16 protein-coding genes are annotated in these 17,486 nt (G+C 67.2%); 7 read left to right on the top strand and 9 right to left on the bottom strand.

Going from position 1 to position 17,486, the window contains the following annotated elements; genetic code table 11:
* Window positions 1-345 precede the first annotated feature (345 nt).
* Window positions 346-1,218: a DMT family transporter gene (locus tag AC5P5S_RS09635; RefSeq protein WP_043034843.1), complete on the bottom strand. Its 873-nt coding sequence runs from the start codon at window positions 1,216-1,218 to the stop codon at window positions 346-348.
* A gap of 115 nt (window positions 1,219-1,333) precedes the next feature.
* Between AC5P5S_RS09635 and AC5P5S_RS09640 the strand changes: the two genes are divergently transcribed.
* The gene (locus tag AC5P5S_RS09640) at window positions 1,334-2,278 is read left to right on the top strand and encodes a LysR substrate-binding domain-containing protein (RefSeq protein ID WP_005408722.1); all 945 of its coding nucleotides are present in this window, start codon (window positions 1,334-1,336) and stop codon (window positions 2,276-2,278) included.
* A 68-nt stretch (window positions 2,279-2,346) separates the two neighbouring features.
* Window positions 2,347-2,640, top strand: coding sequence for a hypothetical protein (locus AC5P5S_RS09645; RefSeq protein ID WP_005408721.1), 294 nt, complete (start codon window positions 2,347-2,349; stop codon window positions 2,638-2,640).
* A gap of 31 nt (window positions 2,641-2,671) precedes the next feature.
* On the opposite strand, the gene AC5P5S_RS09650 is transcribed toward AC5P5S_RS09645, so the two are convergent.
* Both AC5P5S_RS09650 and AC5P5S_RS09655 read right to left on the bottom strand, forming a co-directional pair.
* Entirely contained in the window at window positions 2,672-3,460 is a 789-nt protein-coding gene (locus AC5P5S_RS09650; RefSeq protein ID WP_060380984.1) for a DUF4349 domain-containing protein, read from the bottom strand.
* Between the two features lie 23 nt (window positions 3,461-3,483).
* Window positions 3,484-3,840: a GFA family protein gene (locus tag AC5P5S_RS09655; protein ID WP_012479600.1), complete on the bottom strand. Its 357-nt coding sequence runs from the start codon at window positions 3,838-3,840 to the stop codon at window positions 3,484-3,486.
* 112 nt (window positions 3,841-3,952) lie between these two features.
* Here AC5P5S_RS09655 and AC5P5S_RS09660 point away from each other — a divergent pair, with 112 nt between their 5' ends.
* Both AC5P5S_RS09660 and AC5P5S_RS09665 read left to right on the top strand, forming a co-directional pair.
* Window positions 3,953-5,761 carry a DUF885 domain-containing protein gene (locus tag AC5P5S_RS09660; protein ID WP_049397495.1) on the top strand — a complete coding sequence of 603 codons (1,809 nt, stop codon included), beginning with the start codon at window positions 3,953-3,955 and terminating at the stop codon, window positions 5,759-5,761.
* A gap of 145 nt (window positions 5,762-5,906) precedes the next feature.
* Window positions 5,907-6,902, top strand: coding sequence for a polysaccharide lyase (locus AC5P5S_RS09665; protein ID WP_005408717.1), 996 nt, complete (start codon window positions 5,907-5,909; stop codon window positions 6,900-6,902).
* Window positions 6,903-6,911: 9 nt separating this feature from the next.
* Here the strand turns inward: AC5P5S_RS09665 and agp are convergent, their stop codons facing one another.
* The 3 genes from agp to AC5P5S_RS09680 all read right to left on the bottom strand — a co-directional run bounded on the left by agp (window position 6,912) and on the right by AC5P5S_RS09680 (window position 11,800).
* Complete coding sequence (gene agp, locus AC5P5S_RS09670) at window positions 6,912-8,135, bottom strand: bifunctional glucose-1-phosphatase/inositol phosphatase (protein ID WP_043034841.1); 1,224 nt, start codon at window positions 8,133-8,135, stop codon at window positions 6,912-6,914.
* A 67-nt stretch (window positions 8,136-8,202) separates the two neighbouring features.
* Window positions 8,203-10,035, bottom strand: a complete 1,833-nt coding sequence (gene smrA / locus AC5P5S_RS09675; protein WP_012479597.1) for a multidrug efflux ABC transporter SmrA — start codon at window positions 10,033-10,035, stop codon at window positions 8,203-8,205.
* 205 nt (window positions 10,036-10,240) lie between these two features.
* Window positions 10,241-11,800 (bottom strand): serine hydrolase, encoded by a 1,560-nt coding sequence (locus AC5P5S_RS09680; RefSeq protein ID WP_231336786.1) that lies wholly within the window; start codon window positions 11,798-11,800, stop codon window positions 10,241-10,243.
* Window positions 11,801-11,910: 110 nt separating this feature from the next.
* On the opposite strand from AC5P5S_RS09680, the gene AC5P5S_RS09685 reads away from it, so the two are divergent.
* From AC5P5S_RS09685 to AC5P5S_RS09695, 3 genes are read left to right on the top strand one after another with little or no spacing between them, the layout of a single operon-like run.
* Window positions 11,911-12,354 carry a VOC family protein gene (locus AC5P5S_RS09685; protein WP_005408713.1) on the top strand — a complete coding sequence of 148 codons (444 nt, stop codon included), beginning with the start codon at window positions 11,911-11,913 and terminating at the stop codon, window positions 12,352-12,354.
* Complete coding sequence (locus tag AC5P5S_RS09690; RefSeq protein ID WP_062607480.1) at window positions 12,351-13,169, top strand: DUF72 domain-containing protein; 819 nt, start codon at window positions 12,351-12,353, stop codon at window positions 13,167-13,169. Before AC5P5S_RS09685 ends, AC5P5S_RS09690 begins: the two co-directional genes overlap by 4 nt.
* A gap of 34 nt (window positions 13,170-13,203) precedes the next feature.
* Complete coding sequence (locus tag AC5P5S_RS09695) at window positions 13,204-14,151, top strand: DMT family transporter (RefSeq protein ID WP_012479593.1); 948 nt, start codon at window positions 13,204-13,206, stop codon at window positions 14,149-14,151.
* 45 nt (window positions 14,152-14,196) lie between these two features.
* Here the strand turns inward: AC5P5S_RS09695 and AC5P5S_RS09700 are convergent, their stop codons facing one another.
* From AC5P5S_RS09700 to AC5P5S_RS09710, 3 genes are all read right to left on the bottom strand, one after another.
* Complete coding sequence (locus AC5P5S_RS09700) at window positions 14,197-15,357, bottom strand: AAA family ATPase (protein ID WP_495276311.1); 1,161 nt, start codon at window positions 15,355-15,357, stop codon at window positions 14,197-14,199.
* 163 nt (window positions 15,358-15,520) lie between these two features.
* On the bottom strand, window positions 15,521-16,591 hold the full coding sequence (locus tag AC5P5S_RS09705; RefSeq protein ID WP_012479591.1) for a sensor domain-containing diguanylate cyclase: 1,071 nt from the start codon (window positions 16,589-16,591) through the stop codon (window positions 15,521-15,523).
* Window positions 16,592-16,735: 144 nt separating this feature from the next.
* Window positions 16,736-17,458, bottom strand: coding sequence for a pseudouridine synthase (locus AC5P5S_RS09710; protein WP_005408708.1), 723 nt, complete (start codon window positions 17,456-17,458; stop codon window positions 16,736-16,738).
* Between the last annotated feature and the right edge of the window lie 28 nt (window positions 17,459-17,486).

The raw sequence follows: 17,486 nt of genomic DNA on the forward strand, positions 1-17,486 counted from the left end.
CTCAAGGCGGACCCAAGGTCAAGAGCCACAGCTGCACGACGATGCATGGTAGTGCCGGGCCGGGCCCGGCGAGCGAAGCGACCGCTTCTGCCTTTGATCTTGGATCCGCCTTGAGCGAGCCGAGCACCGCAGGTCCGGCGAGGGCGAAGAGGCGCGGGTGTCTGAGCGCAGCGAGTTCCCGCGCCGTCCCTCGACGGGCCGAGGAGCGCAGGGCACCGGTGCGCAGCACCGGCTCGCGGCCGGCGGAACGTTTCTTTTGGTTACTTTTCTTTGCGTACAAAGAAAAGTAACGCCCATGAACAGTGAAGCACCTTCAGCACGCGCAACGCGCAAAACGCCAATTCCTCAGCCCTTCTGACTCACCGCCACGCTACCCAGAATCAACACACCCGCAATCAGCATCTGCACGGTCACCGCCTCACCCAGGAACAACCACGCAAACGCCGCGCCGAACAGCGGAATCAGGTAGGTCACCGTCGACGCCCGTGACGGGCCGATACGGCCGATCAGGCGGTAGAACATCAGGAACGCCAGCCCGGTGCAGGCCACGCCCAGTGCGACGGCCGCGCCCCAGGCCTTCAGCGGAATCGCCGCCTGCGGCCAGTGGCTCACCGCCATCGGCAGCATCCACAGCGAGGCACACGACAGCGTTGCCGCCGCCGCGGCCGCCGACGGCAGGCCGGTCATGTGCCGCTTCACCAGGTTCACGCCCAGGCCGTACAGCAGCGAAGCCGCCGCACCGGCCAGCACCGCGGTGCCGATACTCAGGCCGGAAACCTTGGCGGTGGCCAGCACCACTACGCCAGCGAAGCCAACCAGCAAGGCACCGGCGCGGCGCAAGCCGATCTTCTCGCCGAAGAACAGGAAGGCGATCAGCGCGGCGAACAGCACGGTCATCGCATTGCAGATCGCGCCGATCGCCGCCGGCGCCTGTTCCGCTGCATAGGCGAACAGCACGAACGGCAACGCCGAGTTGATCAGGCCGATCGGTGCCAGCCACAGCCAGCGCCGCGGCGGGAACTGCGCGCGGGCGCGCCACAGGAACGGCAGCAGCACCAGCGCACCCAGCACCAGCCGCACTTCGACCAGCGCGAACGGGCCGAACGACGGCACCGCCACCCGCATGAACAGGAACGAGCAGCCCCAGATGGCGCCCAGCAGGGTCAATTCCAGCGGCGTGCGCCAATCGCGCTCGGCCGCCTGTGGGACCGCATTCATGCCTTGCCTCCGTACATCGTCAATTCCTCGCCAAGGCGGACAGGATCAGGCGCAGACGCCCGCCGCACAAGCGCGTAGTATCGCTGCCAGCCACAAATATGGTTTGAGGCTCGACATGCTGCTACGCCCTTCCCTGCTACCCGCACTGGCCGTGTTCGCGGTCGCCGCGCGCCACCAGAACTTCGCCCAGGCCGCCCAGGAGCTGCACCTGACCGCCAGCGCGGTCAGCCACCACGTCCGCCGCCTGGAAGAAGTGCTGGAAGTACGGCTGTTCCTACGCCACGCCCGCGGAGTGCGCCTGACTGCCGAGGGCAGGCAACTGGCCGACGCCGCCAGCGCCGCCTTCACCGATGTCGCGGCCGTCGCCCATCACCTGCAGCCGGATGCCGACAGCGTGCCGCTGCGGATCACCACGCTGCGCTCGCTGTCCTACTGCTGGCTGCTGCCACGGCTGCCGCGCTTCACCCAGGCCTACCCGCACATCCGCATCGAACTGCATACCGGCAGCGGGCTGGATCGCTATGACGACAACGGCCCGGAAGTGGGCATCCGCTACGGCCTGGGCCAATGGCCCGGCCTGCGTGCGCAGCACCTGATGGATGACTACCTGTTCCCGGTCGCCTCACCGGCACTGGCCGGCGTCGAAACGCTGGTCGATCCGGCGCGCATCGCCGACCTGCCGCTGCTCACCGACCTGTCGCCGCAGGGCTGGCGCGACTGGTTCCGCCACGCCGGCGTGCGCACGCCGTCGCCGCTGCCACCCATGCACACCTTCGCCGACAGCACCGATGCGATGCGTGCAGCGGTGTATGGCATGGGCGCGGTGCTGGCGCGAACCCACATCGCCCAGCCCTATCTGCAGCGCTACGAGGTGGTGCGCCTGCCCGGCCCGGCGCTGAAGGCGCGCTATGCGTATCACGTAGTGCATGCCGAAGGACAACCGCCCAGCCCGGCCGCACGCCTGTTCATCGACTGGCTGCTGGAGCAGGCGCAGGACGAACGCACACCGATTCCCGCATTGCCGGACAGCCTGCTCGGGCGCCCGGCCACACGCGCCTGACTGCACCCTCACCCGTTCTTTGCCCGGCGCTGGCTAGGCTGCAGGCAACTCCACAACGTACCTACGCCATGGCCATGCTGCGACTGCGCATCACCGGAACTGAAGACGACGCCCGTGCCATCAGCGACCTGCTGCTCGGCCTGGAGGGCATCGAGCATGTCGAGGAAACCGACGATCTGATGCCGCACATGGACGACGACGATTCCAGCTCGGCCGGGCTGTCCGACGACATCGGCCCGGGCATCCATGAGCTGGAAGTGGAAGTCGGCAATGAAAGCACCGCGCAGAAGGTGCGCGACGCAGTGCAGGAACTGGCGCTGGAGCTGGATGTGTTCGTCGAGTACGAGACCGACGAGGGCTGATGCCGGCGGGCTGCCGGCATCAGCCTCCACCTCAGAGGCTGGGCGGCAGCTTGCGACGGCGGCGGCGCCACCATGCACGCACACCCCAGGCCGCGATCAAGGCCAGCACCGCCACCGGCAGCAGCGCGGCGACGGCGCGGATCAGGAACGCAACGCTGGTGCTGAGGATGCTGCCCGACTCGCTCAGCGCCTCGCCGATCTCGCTGCGGCTGCGCTGGCCGGACGTGGTATCGAAATGGATCGTCACCAGCTGGGTATCGATGCGCCGGCGCTGCTGCGCGGCATCCTTGCTGGCCTGCTCGACACCCGCCTCGATCTCGGACAGCCGCGTGGTGATCGCCATCAGGTCCTCGATCTTCAGGTCCTTGCGGTCCTGGTAGGCCAGCAGCCGCGCGTGTTCCTTCTCCAGCCGCGCCTTGGTCAGCGCGGTGTCGGCCACGGCCTGCGCGAGGTCCTCGGCACGCGTGTTGCGCGACTGCAGCGTGCCGCCCTCACCGGCCAACGCGATCAACGGCTCGGTGCCCTTCGGTGCAATCCGCACCTTGACCTCGCCGCTGGGCTGCTCGCCGCTGCGCTGGTCTACCTGCAGCACCGCGCAGTCACCGAACTTCGCGCTCTGGCAGGCCTGTGCCACATGCTGGATGCGCGGTGCGATCTGCGCCGCTTCCAGTTGCACCTGCACGTCGTGTTCGTAGGCGAGGAATGCGCCTTCCGGTGAAGCGATGGCAGCCTCGGCCGCCGTGGCGCCCGCATCCGCCGCCATGTCGCCCTGCTTGGCGCAGGCGCCCAGCGCCAGCAGCAGCACCGGCATTGCTGCCATGCACGTCCACGCGCGCACCGGCCTCACAGTGCGGCCCCGTCGTAGGAGGTCACCGCCAGCGTGGCCAGATCCACTGCAGGCACGCAGCGCACGTTCACCGCCACCATCGGCATACCGCTGCGCGGATCCACCGCCTCGCTGTAGGGGGCAATGCCGCATTCGCGGCAATGGTGATGGTCGATGTGGGCCTTGTTGAAGTGGTAGGTGGCCACGTCCGCCGGATCGGTGCTCAGCTGGAACGCTTCGCGCGGGGCGAACCACAGCAGGCTGCCACGGCGGCGGCACATCGAGCAGTTGCAGTCGATGACGTCGCTGATCGGCGCCCCGGCCTGTACGGTGAATGCGATCCTGCCGCAATGGCAGCTTCCCTGGTATTCCATGTTCTGCGCTCCTTTGGAGGGTCCTTGTCTGCGCCCATGGTAATCCTATGGCACGGGGACAAAGCAGCCACGCGGCCCTATGCTCAGGGTTCGACCCCGTACAGGAACGCCGATGCGCCCGCATCTTCTTGCCCTCGCCCTGGTCGCCGCGCTGGCCGGTTGCCAGCCGGCCGACGCCCCGACCAACGCTTCCACCCCGGCCACCAGCCAGCAGGCCGGTGACGCGGCGGTCGATGCCGCCTTCGCCGACCTGTCCAAGCGCGCCCTGGACACCTGGATGCAGCTGTCGCCGGTCAGCGCTACCCAGATCGGTGACCACCGCTACGACAGCGAGCTGGACGACCTCAGTGCCGCCGGCCAGCAGAAGACCCTGGCAGCCTACAAGGCGCTGCTGGGCGAGCTGGACAAGATCGAGGTGGCCAAGCTGGGCCGCGAGAACCAGGTGGACGCAGCGATCCTGCGCAACCAGCTGCAGTCGGAAATCTGGAACGCCGAAGTGCTGCAGTCCGGCAAGTGGGACCCGCAGCTGTACAACGGCATCGCCGGCAGCGCGATCTACGGCCTGATGGCGCGCGAGTTCGCGCCGCTGCCGGAGCGCCTGAAGTCGGCCACCGCGCGCATGGAAAAGCTGCCGGCGATCTTCGCCCAGGCCCGCGAGAACCTGGATCCGGCGCGCGTGCCGAAGATCCATGCCGAGACGGTGGCCAAGCAGAACAAGGGCATCCTCAGCATCGTCGATACCTTCATCACCCCGCACATCGGTGAACTGCCGCAGGCCGACCAGCAGCGCCTGCAGGCCGCCATCGACGGCCTGAAGAAGGCGGTGGACGAGCAGCAGACCTGGCTGGACAAGACCCTGGTGCCGAATGCCAAGGGCGACTTCCGCATCGGTGCGGAAAAGTACGACCAGAAGCTGAAGTTCGCGCTGAGCTCCTCGCTGTCGCGCCAGGAGATCGGTGAGCGTGCACGCGCCGAACTCAAGCGCGTGCGCGAAGACATGTACGGCATCGCGCAGACCGTGCTGAAGGACAAGCCGGGTGCGCCGGAGATGCCGGCCCAGCCGACCGACGAGCAGCAGCAGAAGGCCATTGAAGCTGCGCTGGAGCTGGCCTACGCCGACAAGCCGGCACGCGACAAGGTCGTCGACGATGCCAAGGCCGCACTGGAGCAGTCCACCGCGTTCGTGCGCGAGCACGATCTGATGACGCTGCCCGACGCGCCGGTGGACATCATCCTGATGCCGGAATTCCAGCGTGGCGTGGCCGTGGCCTACTGTGATTCACCGGGTCCGCTGGACAAGAACCTGAAGACCTTCTACGCCGTGTCGCCGATTCCGGACGACTGGAACGACAAGCAGGTCGACTCGTTCCTGCGTGAGTACAACTCGCGCATGATCCACCTGCTGAGCATCCACGAAGGCACCCCGGGCCACTACCTGGAAGGCTGGCATTCGGCCAAGTTCCCCTCCACCCTGCGTGCGGTGCTGCGTTCAGGCCTGTTCGCCGAAGGCTGGGCGGTCTACACCGAGCGCATGATGCAGGAGCAGGGTTACCTCAACAACGACCCGCTGTTCCACCTGGTGCAGCTGAAGTTCTACCTGCGCACGATCTCCAACGCGATCCTCGACCAGGGCGTGCACGTGGACAACTGGGATCGCGAGAAGGCAATGCACCTGATGACCCACGACGCGTTCCAGCAGGAAAGCGAAGCGGCGGGCAAGTGGGTGCGTGCACAGCTGACCTCGGCACAGCTACCGACCTACTTCGTCGGTGCGCAGGAACACTTCGACACCCGCAAGGCGGTGCAGGAGAAGCTGGGCGACAAGTTCAACCTGAAGGCGTACCACGACCAGATGCTGTCCTACGGCGCACCCCCGGTGCGTTTCGCACGCCAGCTGATGCTGGACCAGCCGATCGAGTGATCGGGGTGGTGTAAGTTGAAGCGGAGCGGCCCGGGGAAACCCGGGCCGATCTGTATGTGGGGGATCGCCAAGCCATCTCCGCATCACATGCCGGCAACATGGCCAGGCGCATCGTTCGCCGGATTCCCCCTTCCGCCGGTTTCCAATGTCTCTCCCCTTGCGCCTCGCCCTGCTGCCCACGCTGCTGGCCAGTGCGAGTGCCTTCGCCGCCTGCCCCGCGCCGCCGCCCGGCCAGCCGGACATCCGCGCGATTGGCTACTACACCGACAAGGTCGGCTCGGTGATCGACCCGGCACTGCAGCAGCAGAACAAGGACGCCACTGCACCGCTGGACCGCTATGCCGCCGACGTGGCGCGCATGAGCGATGACTACCTGCGCAACGGTGACCCGGCAGCGGCACAGTGCACGCTGAGCTGGTTGGGTGCGTGGGCCGACGACGGCGCCATGCTCGGGCAGATGATCCGGGTCAATAACGATCAGTCGTTCTACATGCGGCAGTGGATGCTCGATGCGGTAGCCATGGCCTACCTGAAAGTGCATGACCAGGCCAACCCGCAGCAGCGTGCGCGTATCGATCCGTGGCTGCAGAAGCTGGCACGGGCCAATCTGGCGTACTGGGACAATCCGAAACGGCGCCGCAACAACCACTACTACTGGGGCGGGCTGGGCGTGCTGGCCACCGGCCTGACCACCGACGACGATGCCCTGTGGCAGGCCGGCCACGCCGCGTTCCAGAAGGGCATCGATGACATCCAGGACGATGGCAGCCTGCCGCTGGAGATGGCCCGCGGACAACGGGCCCTGCACTACCACGACTACGCATTGGCGCCACTGGTGATGATGGCCGAGCTGGCGCGTCTGCGCGGCCAGGACTGGTATGCCAGCAGGAACCACGCGATCGACCGCCTGGCGCGGCGGGTCATCGAAGGCAGCAGGGACCCTGCATGGTTCAACCAGCACACCGGCGTTGCCCAGTTGCCCCTGCAGGCCAGCGGCTGGGTCGAGTTCTACCGCCTGCGCTCACCTGACGGCGGCGTGTTCGACGCCGCGCATGCGCGCGGACCGTTCCACTCGCCACGGCTGGGCGGCGACCTTACGCTGATGGCCACGCATGGCATCGTGCGCACGCCGCTGCGTTAGCAGCGCGCCTCAGCGGGCTTTCGGATGCAGCAGGCGCTGGAACTCGGCGACGGTGCACCCCTGAGCCGCGCACCCCGGCACACGCAGCACGACGCGGCCCGGCGGCTGCGCGTTGGCCAGCGGCAGCGCATCGCGCAGCTGCGCGGTGGTCGGGTAGACGTAGGCCAGGCGGATCCGTTCCACCCCGCTGTGGCGATCACGCCAGCGTTCGAACTGCAGCAGGCCACCGATCGGTGTCTTCTCGTACTGCCCCGGCAGGCTGTAGTCGCTGATTCCCAACGCCGCCAGCACCGAGCCGATGTTGGAATCGTGACCGACCAGCAGGGTCACCTTCGGCGACGCCGGGTCGTCGAACAACGCATTCACTCTTGTCAGCAGCGGAGCGGCCACATCCCGCGCCACCTCGGGCGTTCCGAACAGGATGTCCTGGTAGCGGTTGCGGATCTGCGCCAACGCCTGCCACTGCGCCTCGGTGGTCAACCGGCCCCAGCCTTCGCGGGGGATGCCACTGCCCTGGTAGTGCTCCATCAACAAGGCATCGACCAGCCCGCTGGCCAGCGCCAGTGATCCGGACGCGCGGGGCTCCTTGCCCGGTTCCGTACTGAAGGTGGTATCGGCCAGTGCCAGATGGCAGTCGCTGTGCCCCTTGCATGCCGCCGACTGCGGATAGCGGGTGATCTCTTCCACCACGGACAGAGCCGGTGCCAGGTTCGCTGCGGCCAGCGCTCGCTGCATTGATTCCAGCGCGCGCGTGCGGAAGGTCGTGTCACCGTTGTGGATCACCGGATCGAACAACGGATCCATCGAGCCCAGCGGCATGCGCTGTTCGACCGAAACATGGCAGCCCGGGAAAGCACCGGCAACGAAGAACTGCGCGGTGGCCTGGGTGCGCTGCAGGCTGTTGGCGTACGCGTGGAAGTCATCCTCGTGCGGGCAACCCGACAGCGGCAACAACTGCGCCTGGCGCAGCCACTGGGCGATGTAGCGGCCCATGTAGACCTCCAGCACGCCTCCCTTGGTAGTCAGCTCGCCCGGTGCCACCTCCCAGCGCGGCCAAGTCTCAGGCGTCGCATTGGCCAGCGCGCCGGAGGCCACCACCGGCGCGCGCAGGTTGTGACGGCTGAGCAGGACGACCTGCTCGAGCTGGTCGCCGTCCATGGGTGCCGGCGCAGCCGTGGCAACCGTGGCAACCAGGCTGAGTGCCAGCAACAGGGAGCGCAGGGGGCGGATCATGCAGGTCTCCGGAAACACGCTGGGGTCAGAGCCCTTTCCTGCGGAAAGGGATCCGACCCCGAAGCGATCATTGATCGGCAGCAACAAATCCACCGGTCTGCCGCGCCCACAACCGTGCGTACAGGCCACCGGCCGCAATCAGCTCGGCATGGGTGCCGGTCTCCACGATGCGTCCCTGGTCCATCACCACCAGCCGGTCCATGCGCGCGATGGTCGACAGCCGGTGCGCGATCGCGATCACCGTCTTGCCGCCCATCAGCTCATCCAGGCTGTCCTGGATCGCCGCTTCCACTTCCGAGTCCAGTGCCGAGGTTGCTTCGTCCAGCACCAGGATCGGTGCGTCCTTCAGCAGCACGCGGGCAATGGCGATGCGCTGGCGCTGGCCACCGGACAGCTTCACGCCGCGCTCGCCGACATGTGCGTCGTAGCCGCGACGCCCCTGACCGTCCACCAGCGTGTCGATGAAGGCTTCGGCACGCGCCTTGGCCACGGCAGCGCGCAACTGCTCATCGGTCGCGTCTGGACGGCCGTACAGCAGGTTGTCGCGGATCGAGCGGTGCAGCAGCGAGGTGTCCTGGGTGACCACACCGATCTGCTGGCGCAGGCTTTCCTGGGTGACGTAGGCAATGTCCTGGCCGTCGATCAGGATGCGGCCGCTTTCCAGGTCGTACAGGCGCAGCAGCACATTGACCAGGGTCGACTTGCCGGCACCCGAAGGACCGACCAGGCCGATCTTCTCGCCCGGCTTCACCACCAGGTCCAGGCCTGCGATCACGCCACCCTTCTTGCCGTAGTGGAAGTGGATGTCCTGGAAATGCACGCCGCCACGGGTCACCTGCAACGGCACTGCATCCTCGCGGTCCTGCACGGTCAGCGGCTGGGCGATGGTCGTGATGCCATCCTGCACCGTGCCGATGTCCTCGAAGATGCCGTTGATGGTCCACATGATCCAGCCGGACATGTTGTGGATGCGGATCACCAGGCCGGTCGCCAGCGTGATCGCACCGACGGTGATGTGGCCGCCATTCCACAGCCACAGCGCCAGCCCACAGGTACCGGCGATCAGGAAACCGTTGACGATGGCGATGGTCAGGTCCATGCCGGTGGTCACCCGGGTCTGCGCGCGGTGCTTGACCGCCAGTTCCTGGATCGACTCGGCCACGTAGGCCTGCTCGCGCCCGCCATGGGCGAACAGCTTCAGCGTGGGAATGTTGGTGTAGCCATCGACGATGCGGCCCATCGCCTTGGAACGCGCTTCGGACGCAATCCAGGCCCGTTCCTTCGCGCGCGGCACGAAGTAGACCATGATCACCGCATAGGCCAGCAGCCACAGGATCAGCGGCACCATCAGCCGCCAGTCGGCCTGCGCGAACAGGTACAGCGCGGTGCCGGTATAGACCACGATGTACCAGAGCGAATCGACCATCTGCACCGCCGACTCGCGCAGCGAGGTACCGGTCTGCATCACCCGGTTGGCGACGCTGCCGGCGAAGTCGTTCTGGAAGAAGCTCAGGCTCTGCCGCACCACATAGTTGTGCATCAACCAGCGCGAGCGGTTGCTCAGGCCGGGCACGATGGCCTGGTTGACCAGCAGGTTGTGCAGGCCGACCAGGATCGGACGCGCGATGACCGTGATGAACAGCATCCAGCCCAGGTCGTTGGCATGGCGCTTGAAGAAGTCGGCACCGGGCTGCTCGGCGACCATGTCGACGATGCGGCCCAGGTAATCGAACATCGCCACTTCCACCAGCGCCAGCAGCAGGCCGGCGATGAGCGTGGCCAGCAGCACCGGCCACACCGGGCGCAGGTAGTGCAGGTAGAACGGCAGCACCTTGCGCGGAGGCATCCGCCCGTCCACGGGCGGGAACACCGGAATCAGGGATTCAAACCAACGGAACATCGCATTCCCTCGCCATCTTTAGCTGGCGGAGTATCCCATGCCGCATGTGTACGCCGGCCGACGATCGCTGCGGCTGCGGCTGCGGTCGTGCCGGCCGCTGGCCGGCACCCTTGCGACGCATCCGGGGATCATGAGGTCGCCGGCCAGCGGCCGGCACTACCCATCGGATTCGTCAAACGTCAGCGCCGGGCCACGCTCGGCGGCGTCATTTCACTGGGGTGAACAGCAGGTCCTGGAAATCGAAACTGAAATCGGTCAGGTCGGAAATCGGCTGCATGCGCACCTCGCGCACCTTGCCATCCGGGTCCAGGCTGAAGTTCACGAACGCGTCGGCGTTGAGCGAACGGTCGTCCCAGCGCACGATGAAGGTGTCGTGCTGCCAGTGCTCCAGGCGTCCGCTCAGCTGCGCGGTCTTGGCAAAGCGCAGGCGCAGTCCCTTGCCCTCGGCACTGACCTGCATGTCGCCATACCAGCGGTCGCGGAACGTGCCTGTGTAGCCGGCCAGCGCCAGCGACGGCCTGCTGCCCTTGTCGCGCGCGCTCTGGTGCTTGGCCCACGCCTCGTCGGCCTTGTCCTGTCCCTTGGCCACGGCCTTGGCATAGGCGTCCACCCAGTCATGCTTTTCACCGCCCAGGTAGGCATCGAGCACACTCAGGGTGATCGCATTGAACGCCGCGCCCACTTCCTGATTGGTCAGCACCACCACGCCCAGTTTCTCGCCCGGTACCAGGGTCAGCCGCGAAACCATGCCCGGCCAGCCACCGGTGTGCCAGACCAGCTTCCGCCCGTGGTAGTCGCTCAGGCTCCAGCCTTCGCCATAGCCGGCGAAGTTGGCCCGCGCCGGTGCCAGCTCCGGCACGCTCGGCGCCGGGATCGACTGCGGCGTGATCATCCGCCACATCTGCTGCTGGCTCTTCTCGGTGAACAACGGCGTGCCGTCGGCCAGTTTGCCTTCGGCCAGCTGCACCTGCATCCAGCGCGCCATGTCGTGCGCGCTGGAATAGATGCCGCCGGCGCCGGCATTGTTCGACCAGGTCAGCGGCGCGACGGTGCGCAGGTCCTTGAAATCGTACTTGGCGTGGCCGACCGCGGCCTTGTCGCCCGGCTTCAGGTGATCGGCGTTGTAGCGCGTGCCGGCCATGCCCACCTTGTCGAAGATGCTGGTCTGCAGGAACTGCTGGTAACTCATGCCGGAAACATGCTCGATCACCTGCTGGGCGACCGCGTACAGGATGTTGTCGTACGCATAGCCCTCGCGGAATCCACCCTTCAGCGGCACCTTGCCCAGCCGTTCCACCACTTCGGCATTGCTGTAGGAGGTGGTCGGCCAGAACAACAGGTCACCGGCGCCCAGGCTCAGTCCGCTGCGATGCGACAGCAGGTCGCGGATCGTCATCTGGCCGGTCACGAACGGATCGGACATGCGGAACGACGGCAGGTGGTCGATCACCTTGTCGTCCATCTTCAGCTTGCCGTCCTCGGCCAGCAGGTTCAGCGAGGTGGCGGTGAACGCCTTGGTGTTGGACGCAATGGCAAACAGCGTATCGGCCTGCACCGGTTCCGGCTTGCCCTGCTCGCGCACGCCCCAGCCGCGCTCCAGCACCACCTCGCCATCCTTGACCACCGCCACCGCAATACCGGGCACGTCGAACTGCGCGCGCACGCGCTCGACGGTTGCATCCAGCTCCTGCAGCTGCGCCGGGGTGGCAGCGCTCGCCATGGTCGTGCACGCCAGCAGCACGGCTCCTCCAATCCAGGGTTTCATCCAGCACGATCTCCGAACAGGGGTGGCGGCCATGTGCAGGCCGTCACCGGGGTTTCGCGGGATGGTAACGTTCTGCGTTGCACCCTGCCCTGTGCCATAGGAGGGGTGTCATGGGCGAGAACGGCCAACCGAGCAGCGGCTCCACCATCATTCCGTGCCTGCGCTACCGCGATGCGCAGGCTGCCATCGACTGGCTGCAGCGCGCCTTCGGCTTCCATGCCCAGGCCGTCTACGCCGATGGCGATACGGTGTTCCATGCGCAGCTGACCTTCGGCACCGGCATGATCATGCTGGGCTCGGCCAGCAACCAGAGCGCGTGGAGCGAGCATGCGGCGATGCCTGATGAGGTCGGCGGCCGCCAGACGCAGAGTGCCTGCGTGATCGTCACCGATGCCGACGCGCACTACGCCCGGGCCAAGGCCGCCGGTGCCCGAATCGTCATCGACATCGCCGACCAGGACTACGGCGGCCGTGGCTATGCCTGCGCCGACCCGGAAGGCTACCTGTGGTGGTTCGGCAGCTACGACCCGTGGCGCGCGGACCACGGCCAGTGACCGCCGGAGCGATCCGCTGCGGCATCGGTGGCTGGGTGTTTCCCGAATGGCGCGGCGGCGTTTTCTACCCCGTAGGCCTGCCGCAGCGTGAAGAACTGGCCCACGCCAGCCGTGCCCTGCGTTGCATCGAAATCAACGGCACCTTCTACCGCACGCCCACCGCCGCGCAGTGCGCGCAGTGGGCCGCACAAACGCCGGAAGGCTTCCGGTTTTCGATGAAGGCGCCACGCTACCTGGTGCAGCGCCGCGACCTGTCCAGCACGGTCGAGGCGGCCGCGCCCTTCCTGCAGGCGGCGACCGCGCTCGGTGACCGGCTGGGCCCGCTGCTGTGGCAGTTCGATCCACGGCATCCGGCCGACGCCGAAGCACTGGAACGGCTGATGGCACAGCTGCCGAAGCATCTGGACGGGGTGCCGCTGCAGCATGCGCTGGAGGTCCGCAACGCCGAGGCACATGGCCCGGCACTGGTCGACGCCGCCCGCCGCCACGGCGTGGCGCTGGTGATCGAGGACAGCGACGAGGCGCCATTGCACGGCGATGTCAGTGCCGGCTTCGTCTATGCGCGGATCAAGCGCAGCCAGGCCCGCTTGAACGAGGGCCTGCCGGCGCCCGTGCAACAGCGCTGGGCCGAACGCGCACGCCGCTGGTCACGCGGCGAACCGGTGGATGACCTGCCCTGCCTGGCCGCGCCAGCGCCGGAAACCCCGCGCGAGGTCTACCTGCTGTGCATCGGCGCGGGCAAGGCACGCAACCCGGCGGCGGCGATGGCACTGCAGCGGCGGGTTGACCAGGGCAGCGATCCCACACGCGGGTAGCGCTGCGACGTTCGCCTTGCCTCACAATAGGCGGATGAGCACACCCGACACCCGCAAAGCGCTGTGGCAGATCCACTTCTGTGTCCTGCTGTGGGGCGTCACCGCCATCCTCGGCAAGCTGATCACCCTGCCCGCATTGCCGCTGGTGTGGTGGCGCATGCTGCTGGTGACGGCGATGCTGGCCCTGCTGCCGCGGGTCTGGCGCGGGCTGCGCACCCTGCCCCTGCGGCTGGTGGCCGGTTACGCCGGCATCGGTGCGCTGGTCGCCCTGCACTGGCTGACCTTCTACGGCGCGGTGAAACTGGCCAATGCCTCGGTGGCCGCCACCTGCATTGCACTGGCCCCGGTGTTCACCTCGATCATCGAACCCTGGGTCGCCAAGCGGCCGTTCCAGCTACGTGAACTGGCGTTCGGCCTGGCGGTGCTGCCGGGTGTTGCGCTGGTGGTCGGTGGCGTGCCCGATGGCATGCGCCTGGGTGTCTTGATCGGCGCGATATCGGCGCTGCTGGTGGCGGTGTTCGGCTCGCTCAACAAGCGCATGGTCAGCCACGCCGATCCGCTCACGGTCACCGCCCTGGAGCTGGGTGCCGGCACCCTCACCCTGACCCTGCTGGCACCGCTGATGCCCTACCTGCTGCCAGCACTGGCCAGCCCGCTGTGGGTGGTCCCGAATCTGCACGACGGCATCCTGCTGCTGGTGCTGGCCGGGTTCTGCACGCTGCTGCCGTTCGCCCTGGCCCTGGTCGCGCTGCGCCACCTGAGCGCCTATACGGTGCAGTTGGTGACCAACCTGGAGCCGGTCTATGCGGTGGTGCTGGCGGTGGTGCTGCTGCGCGAGCAGCACGAGGTCACCCCGTGGTTCTACCTGGGCGTGGCGATCATTGTCGGCGCGGTGTTCCTGCATCCGCTGCTGAACCGCCGCAAGCCGGTGCAGCACCCGGAAATCCTTGGCACGGCCGAAGCACGCAACATCGCCGATTGAGTGCATCCGCGCATGGCGTAGATCTGCCGGATCCGGATCGATGTGTCAACGCTGCGGCCAATGCCAGGCCGGCGCATCCAGCAGGCCCTGCCCGCTCAGCAGCGTGCGGCCCTGTTCCTTGTGCAGATGCAGCGAGTGGCAGCCCGGCGCCTGCTCCAACGCCGCGATCAGCCGGCTGGCGTGTGACACCACCCACACCTGGCTGCGCGCACTGGCGGCGATGATCAGCCGCGCCAGCGCCGGCAGCAGGTCCGGATGCAGGCTGGTCTCCGGCTCGTTCAGCACCAGCAGCGGCGGTGGTCGCGGCGTGTGCAGTGCCGCGGCCAGCAGCAGGAATCGCAGGGTACCGTCAGACAATTCGGCCATCGACAACGGCCGCAGCAGCCCGGGCTGGTGGAATCGCAGGGCCAGTCGACCGTCCAGCTCTTCGAAGCCGACCGTGGCGCCGGGGAAGGCATCATCGACACTGCGTGCCAACGCAACCGGATCTCCGATCTCGAGAATGGTCACCCAGGCCGCCGCCAGATCCCGTCCGTCGTGATGCAGCACCGGCGTGCGCGTTGCCATCGCCGGTTGTCGCGCCGGGGCATCGGCGTCGCTGCGGAAATGATCGTAGAAGCGCCAGCGACGGATGTACTCACGCAGGGCGATGGTTTCCGGCATGCGCTGCGGATCGCCGACCTGGGTGAACAGGCTGTCGAACAGCGACAACCGGTCATCCACGAGATCCCAGCCGTGCGCATGGCGTTGCCGCACCATTGCCCCACGGCGATCGACCAGCAGGTTGGCGCTGCGCAGGAACGGCCCGGCCCAGATCGCCTCCGCCTTGATCTGCGGATCCAGCGCAAACGCGGAACGGCTGGGTGGCGGGTAGCCCAGGTCGATGGCATAGCCGAACTCGTCGGTGGTGAATCCCAGCTTCAGCCCCACTGACGCCTGCCGGGGTCCGCCCTGCAGCGGGATCTCGCCGGCCGCAACCCGGCGATCGATGGATTCGGGGCCGGCCCACAGCGCCGAACCAAGCCCGCCTTCGCGGGCCAGCACCGCCGCGACGCCGCCCTGGGCGGTTTCCGCCAGCAGGCGCAGCGCGCGGTACAGGCTGGATTTGCCACTGCCGTTGTCACCGGTGACCACGTTCAACGGCTGCAGCGGCAGTACCAGCCGGTGCAGCGAGCGATAGTGGGCGATGGCCAGGGTCTGCAGCATGGCTGGTGTCCGTGGAAACAGGGACGTCATGCTGGCCGGTTCTGATCGCAGGAGCTGCGACGCCAAGTGAAACGGGAAGAGCATCCACGCATGGCGTGGATCTACTGGAGCGGCATCGAATCATCCACGCGTCGCATGCGTTCAGCGCGCGAACCGCCGTGTTTCAGCCCGCCAGCTCCACCCGGTTGCGACCGTTGCCCTTGGCCCGGTACAGCGCCTTGTCGGCGCGCGCCAGCATCTCATCCACGCTTTCACCGGGCTGGTGCTGGGCCACACCAATGCTGATCGTGACCGGGAATCCCAGCGGCAGATCCGCCACGGCCAGGCGCAGGAACTCGCATTGCAGTTCGGCCGTGCGCAGATCAGTGCCCGGCATCACCGCCACGAACTCCTCCCCGCCATAGCGCGCGGCCATGCCACGGCCGGCAAAATGCGAACGCAGCAGCACACCCAGCTCAGCCAGTACCCGGTCGCCGGTGGCGTGGCCCTGGAAGTCATTGATGTGCTTGAAATGATCGATGTCCAGCAGGGCCACGCAGGCTACTCCCGGCTGCCCATCGATCTCCGCCACCGCCTCTTCCAGTGCCGCTGCCATCGCGCGGCGGTTGGGCAGGCCGGTCAGCGCATCGGTTCGGCTCTGTTCGGCCAGGTCGGCATTCTGCGCCAGCAGCACGTCCTGGTACTCCGACAGCAGGCGCTCGTAGTCATCGCGTTCCAGCATGTGCTTCTGGATGTCGAGCGCGAAACGACGCAGCTCCATCACCAGCATCACCTGCCGTGACAGCGCGGCCAGCGCCTCGGCCTTGTCGCTGGGCAGGTGCTGCGGCTGTGCATCGAACACGCACAGCGTACCCAGCGGCAGGCCATCGGAACTGATCAGCGGCGCACCGGCGTAGAAGCGGATGTGCGGGTCGCCGGTCACCACCGGGTTGTCGTGGAAGCGGATGTCCTGCAACGCATCCTCGACCACCATGATTTGGTGCGGCTGCAGGATGGCGTGGCCACACATCGATTCGCTGCGCAGGTTTTCCGCCGCGTCGATGCCCTGGATCGACTTGAACCATTGCCGTTCGACGTCAATCAGGGTCACCGCCGCCATCGAGGTACCGCAGACCGCCTTGGCGATCGCCACCAGGTCGTCGAATGACTTCTCGCGCTGCGAATCAAGGATCCGGTAGCGGTACAGCGCCTGGAGCCGAAGGGCTTCGTTGGCAGGCTTGTCGGGCTTGATCATGCAGCGTCACGTTCCGGCAGGTCACTGCAAAGTCTAGCTGATGCCGGCGCGTAAACCGCACAACGGGTAGTGCCGGCCGCTGGCCGGCATCCCGCGCTCTCTCGATGCCTGGAGCAGCCGGCCAGCGGCCGGCACTACCGCGCGTTACCAGTCCAGCTGCTTCGGCAGCAGGCCCTGCAGTTCCTGCTCGGTCAGGTTGCGCCACTGGCCCGGCTTCAGCGCGCCGATCTTGATGTTGTCGATGCGCACGCGGCGCAGCTGGGTCACGCGATAGCCGAATTCGGCGGCCATCAGGCGGATCTGCCGGTTCAGGCCCTGCTGCAGGGTGATACGGAAGCCGAACTTGGCGATGCGCGAGGTCTTGCACGGCAGCGTCATCTGGTCGTGGATGCGCACGCCGCGCGCCATGCCGCGCAGGAACTCATCGGTGACCGGCTTGTTCACCGCCACCAGATATTCCTTCTGGTGGCCGTTTTCGGCGCGCAGGATCTGGTTGACGATGTCGCCGTTGCTGGTCATCAGGATCAACCCCTCGGATTCCTTGTCCAGGCGGCCGATCGGGAAGATGCGCTGTTCGTGGCCGACGAAGTCGACGATGTTGCCCTTGACCGAAGTTTCGGTCGTGCAGGTGACGCCTACCGGCTTGTTCAGTGCGATGTAGACGTGGCGGCGGGCGCCGGGCTTGCGTGCCACGCGGGCGCGCAGCGGCTGGCCGTCGACCAGCACCTGGTCTTCCTCGCCCACCACCGCGCCGGTACCGGCCGGATGGCCGTTGACGGTAACGCGGCGCGCGGCGATCAGGCGATCGGCCTCGCGGCGGGAGCAGAAGCCGGTGTCGGCGATATGTTTGTTGAGTCGGGTGGTCATCGGCCCATTATCCGGCATCGCCGCCCGC

This window comes from Stenotrophomonas sp. YJH_SMC_54 (genome assembly GCF_059368435.1).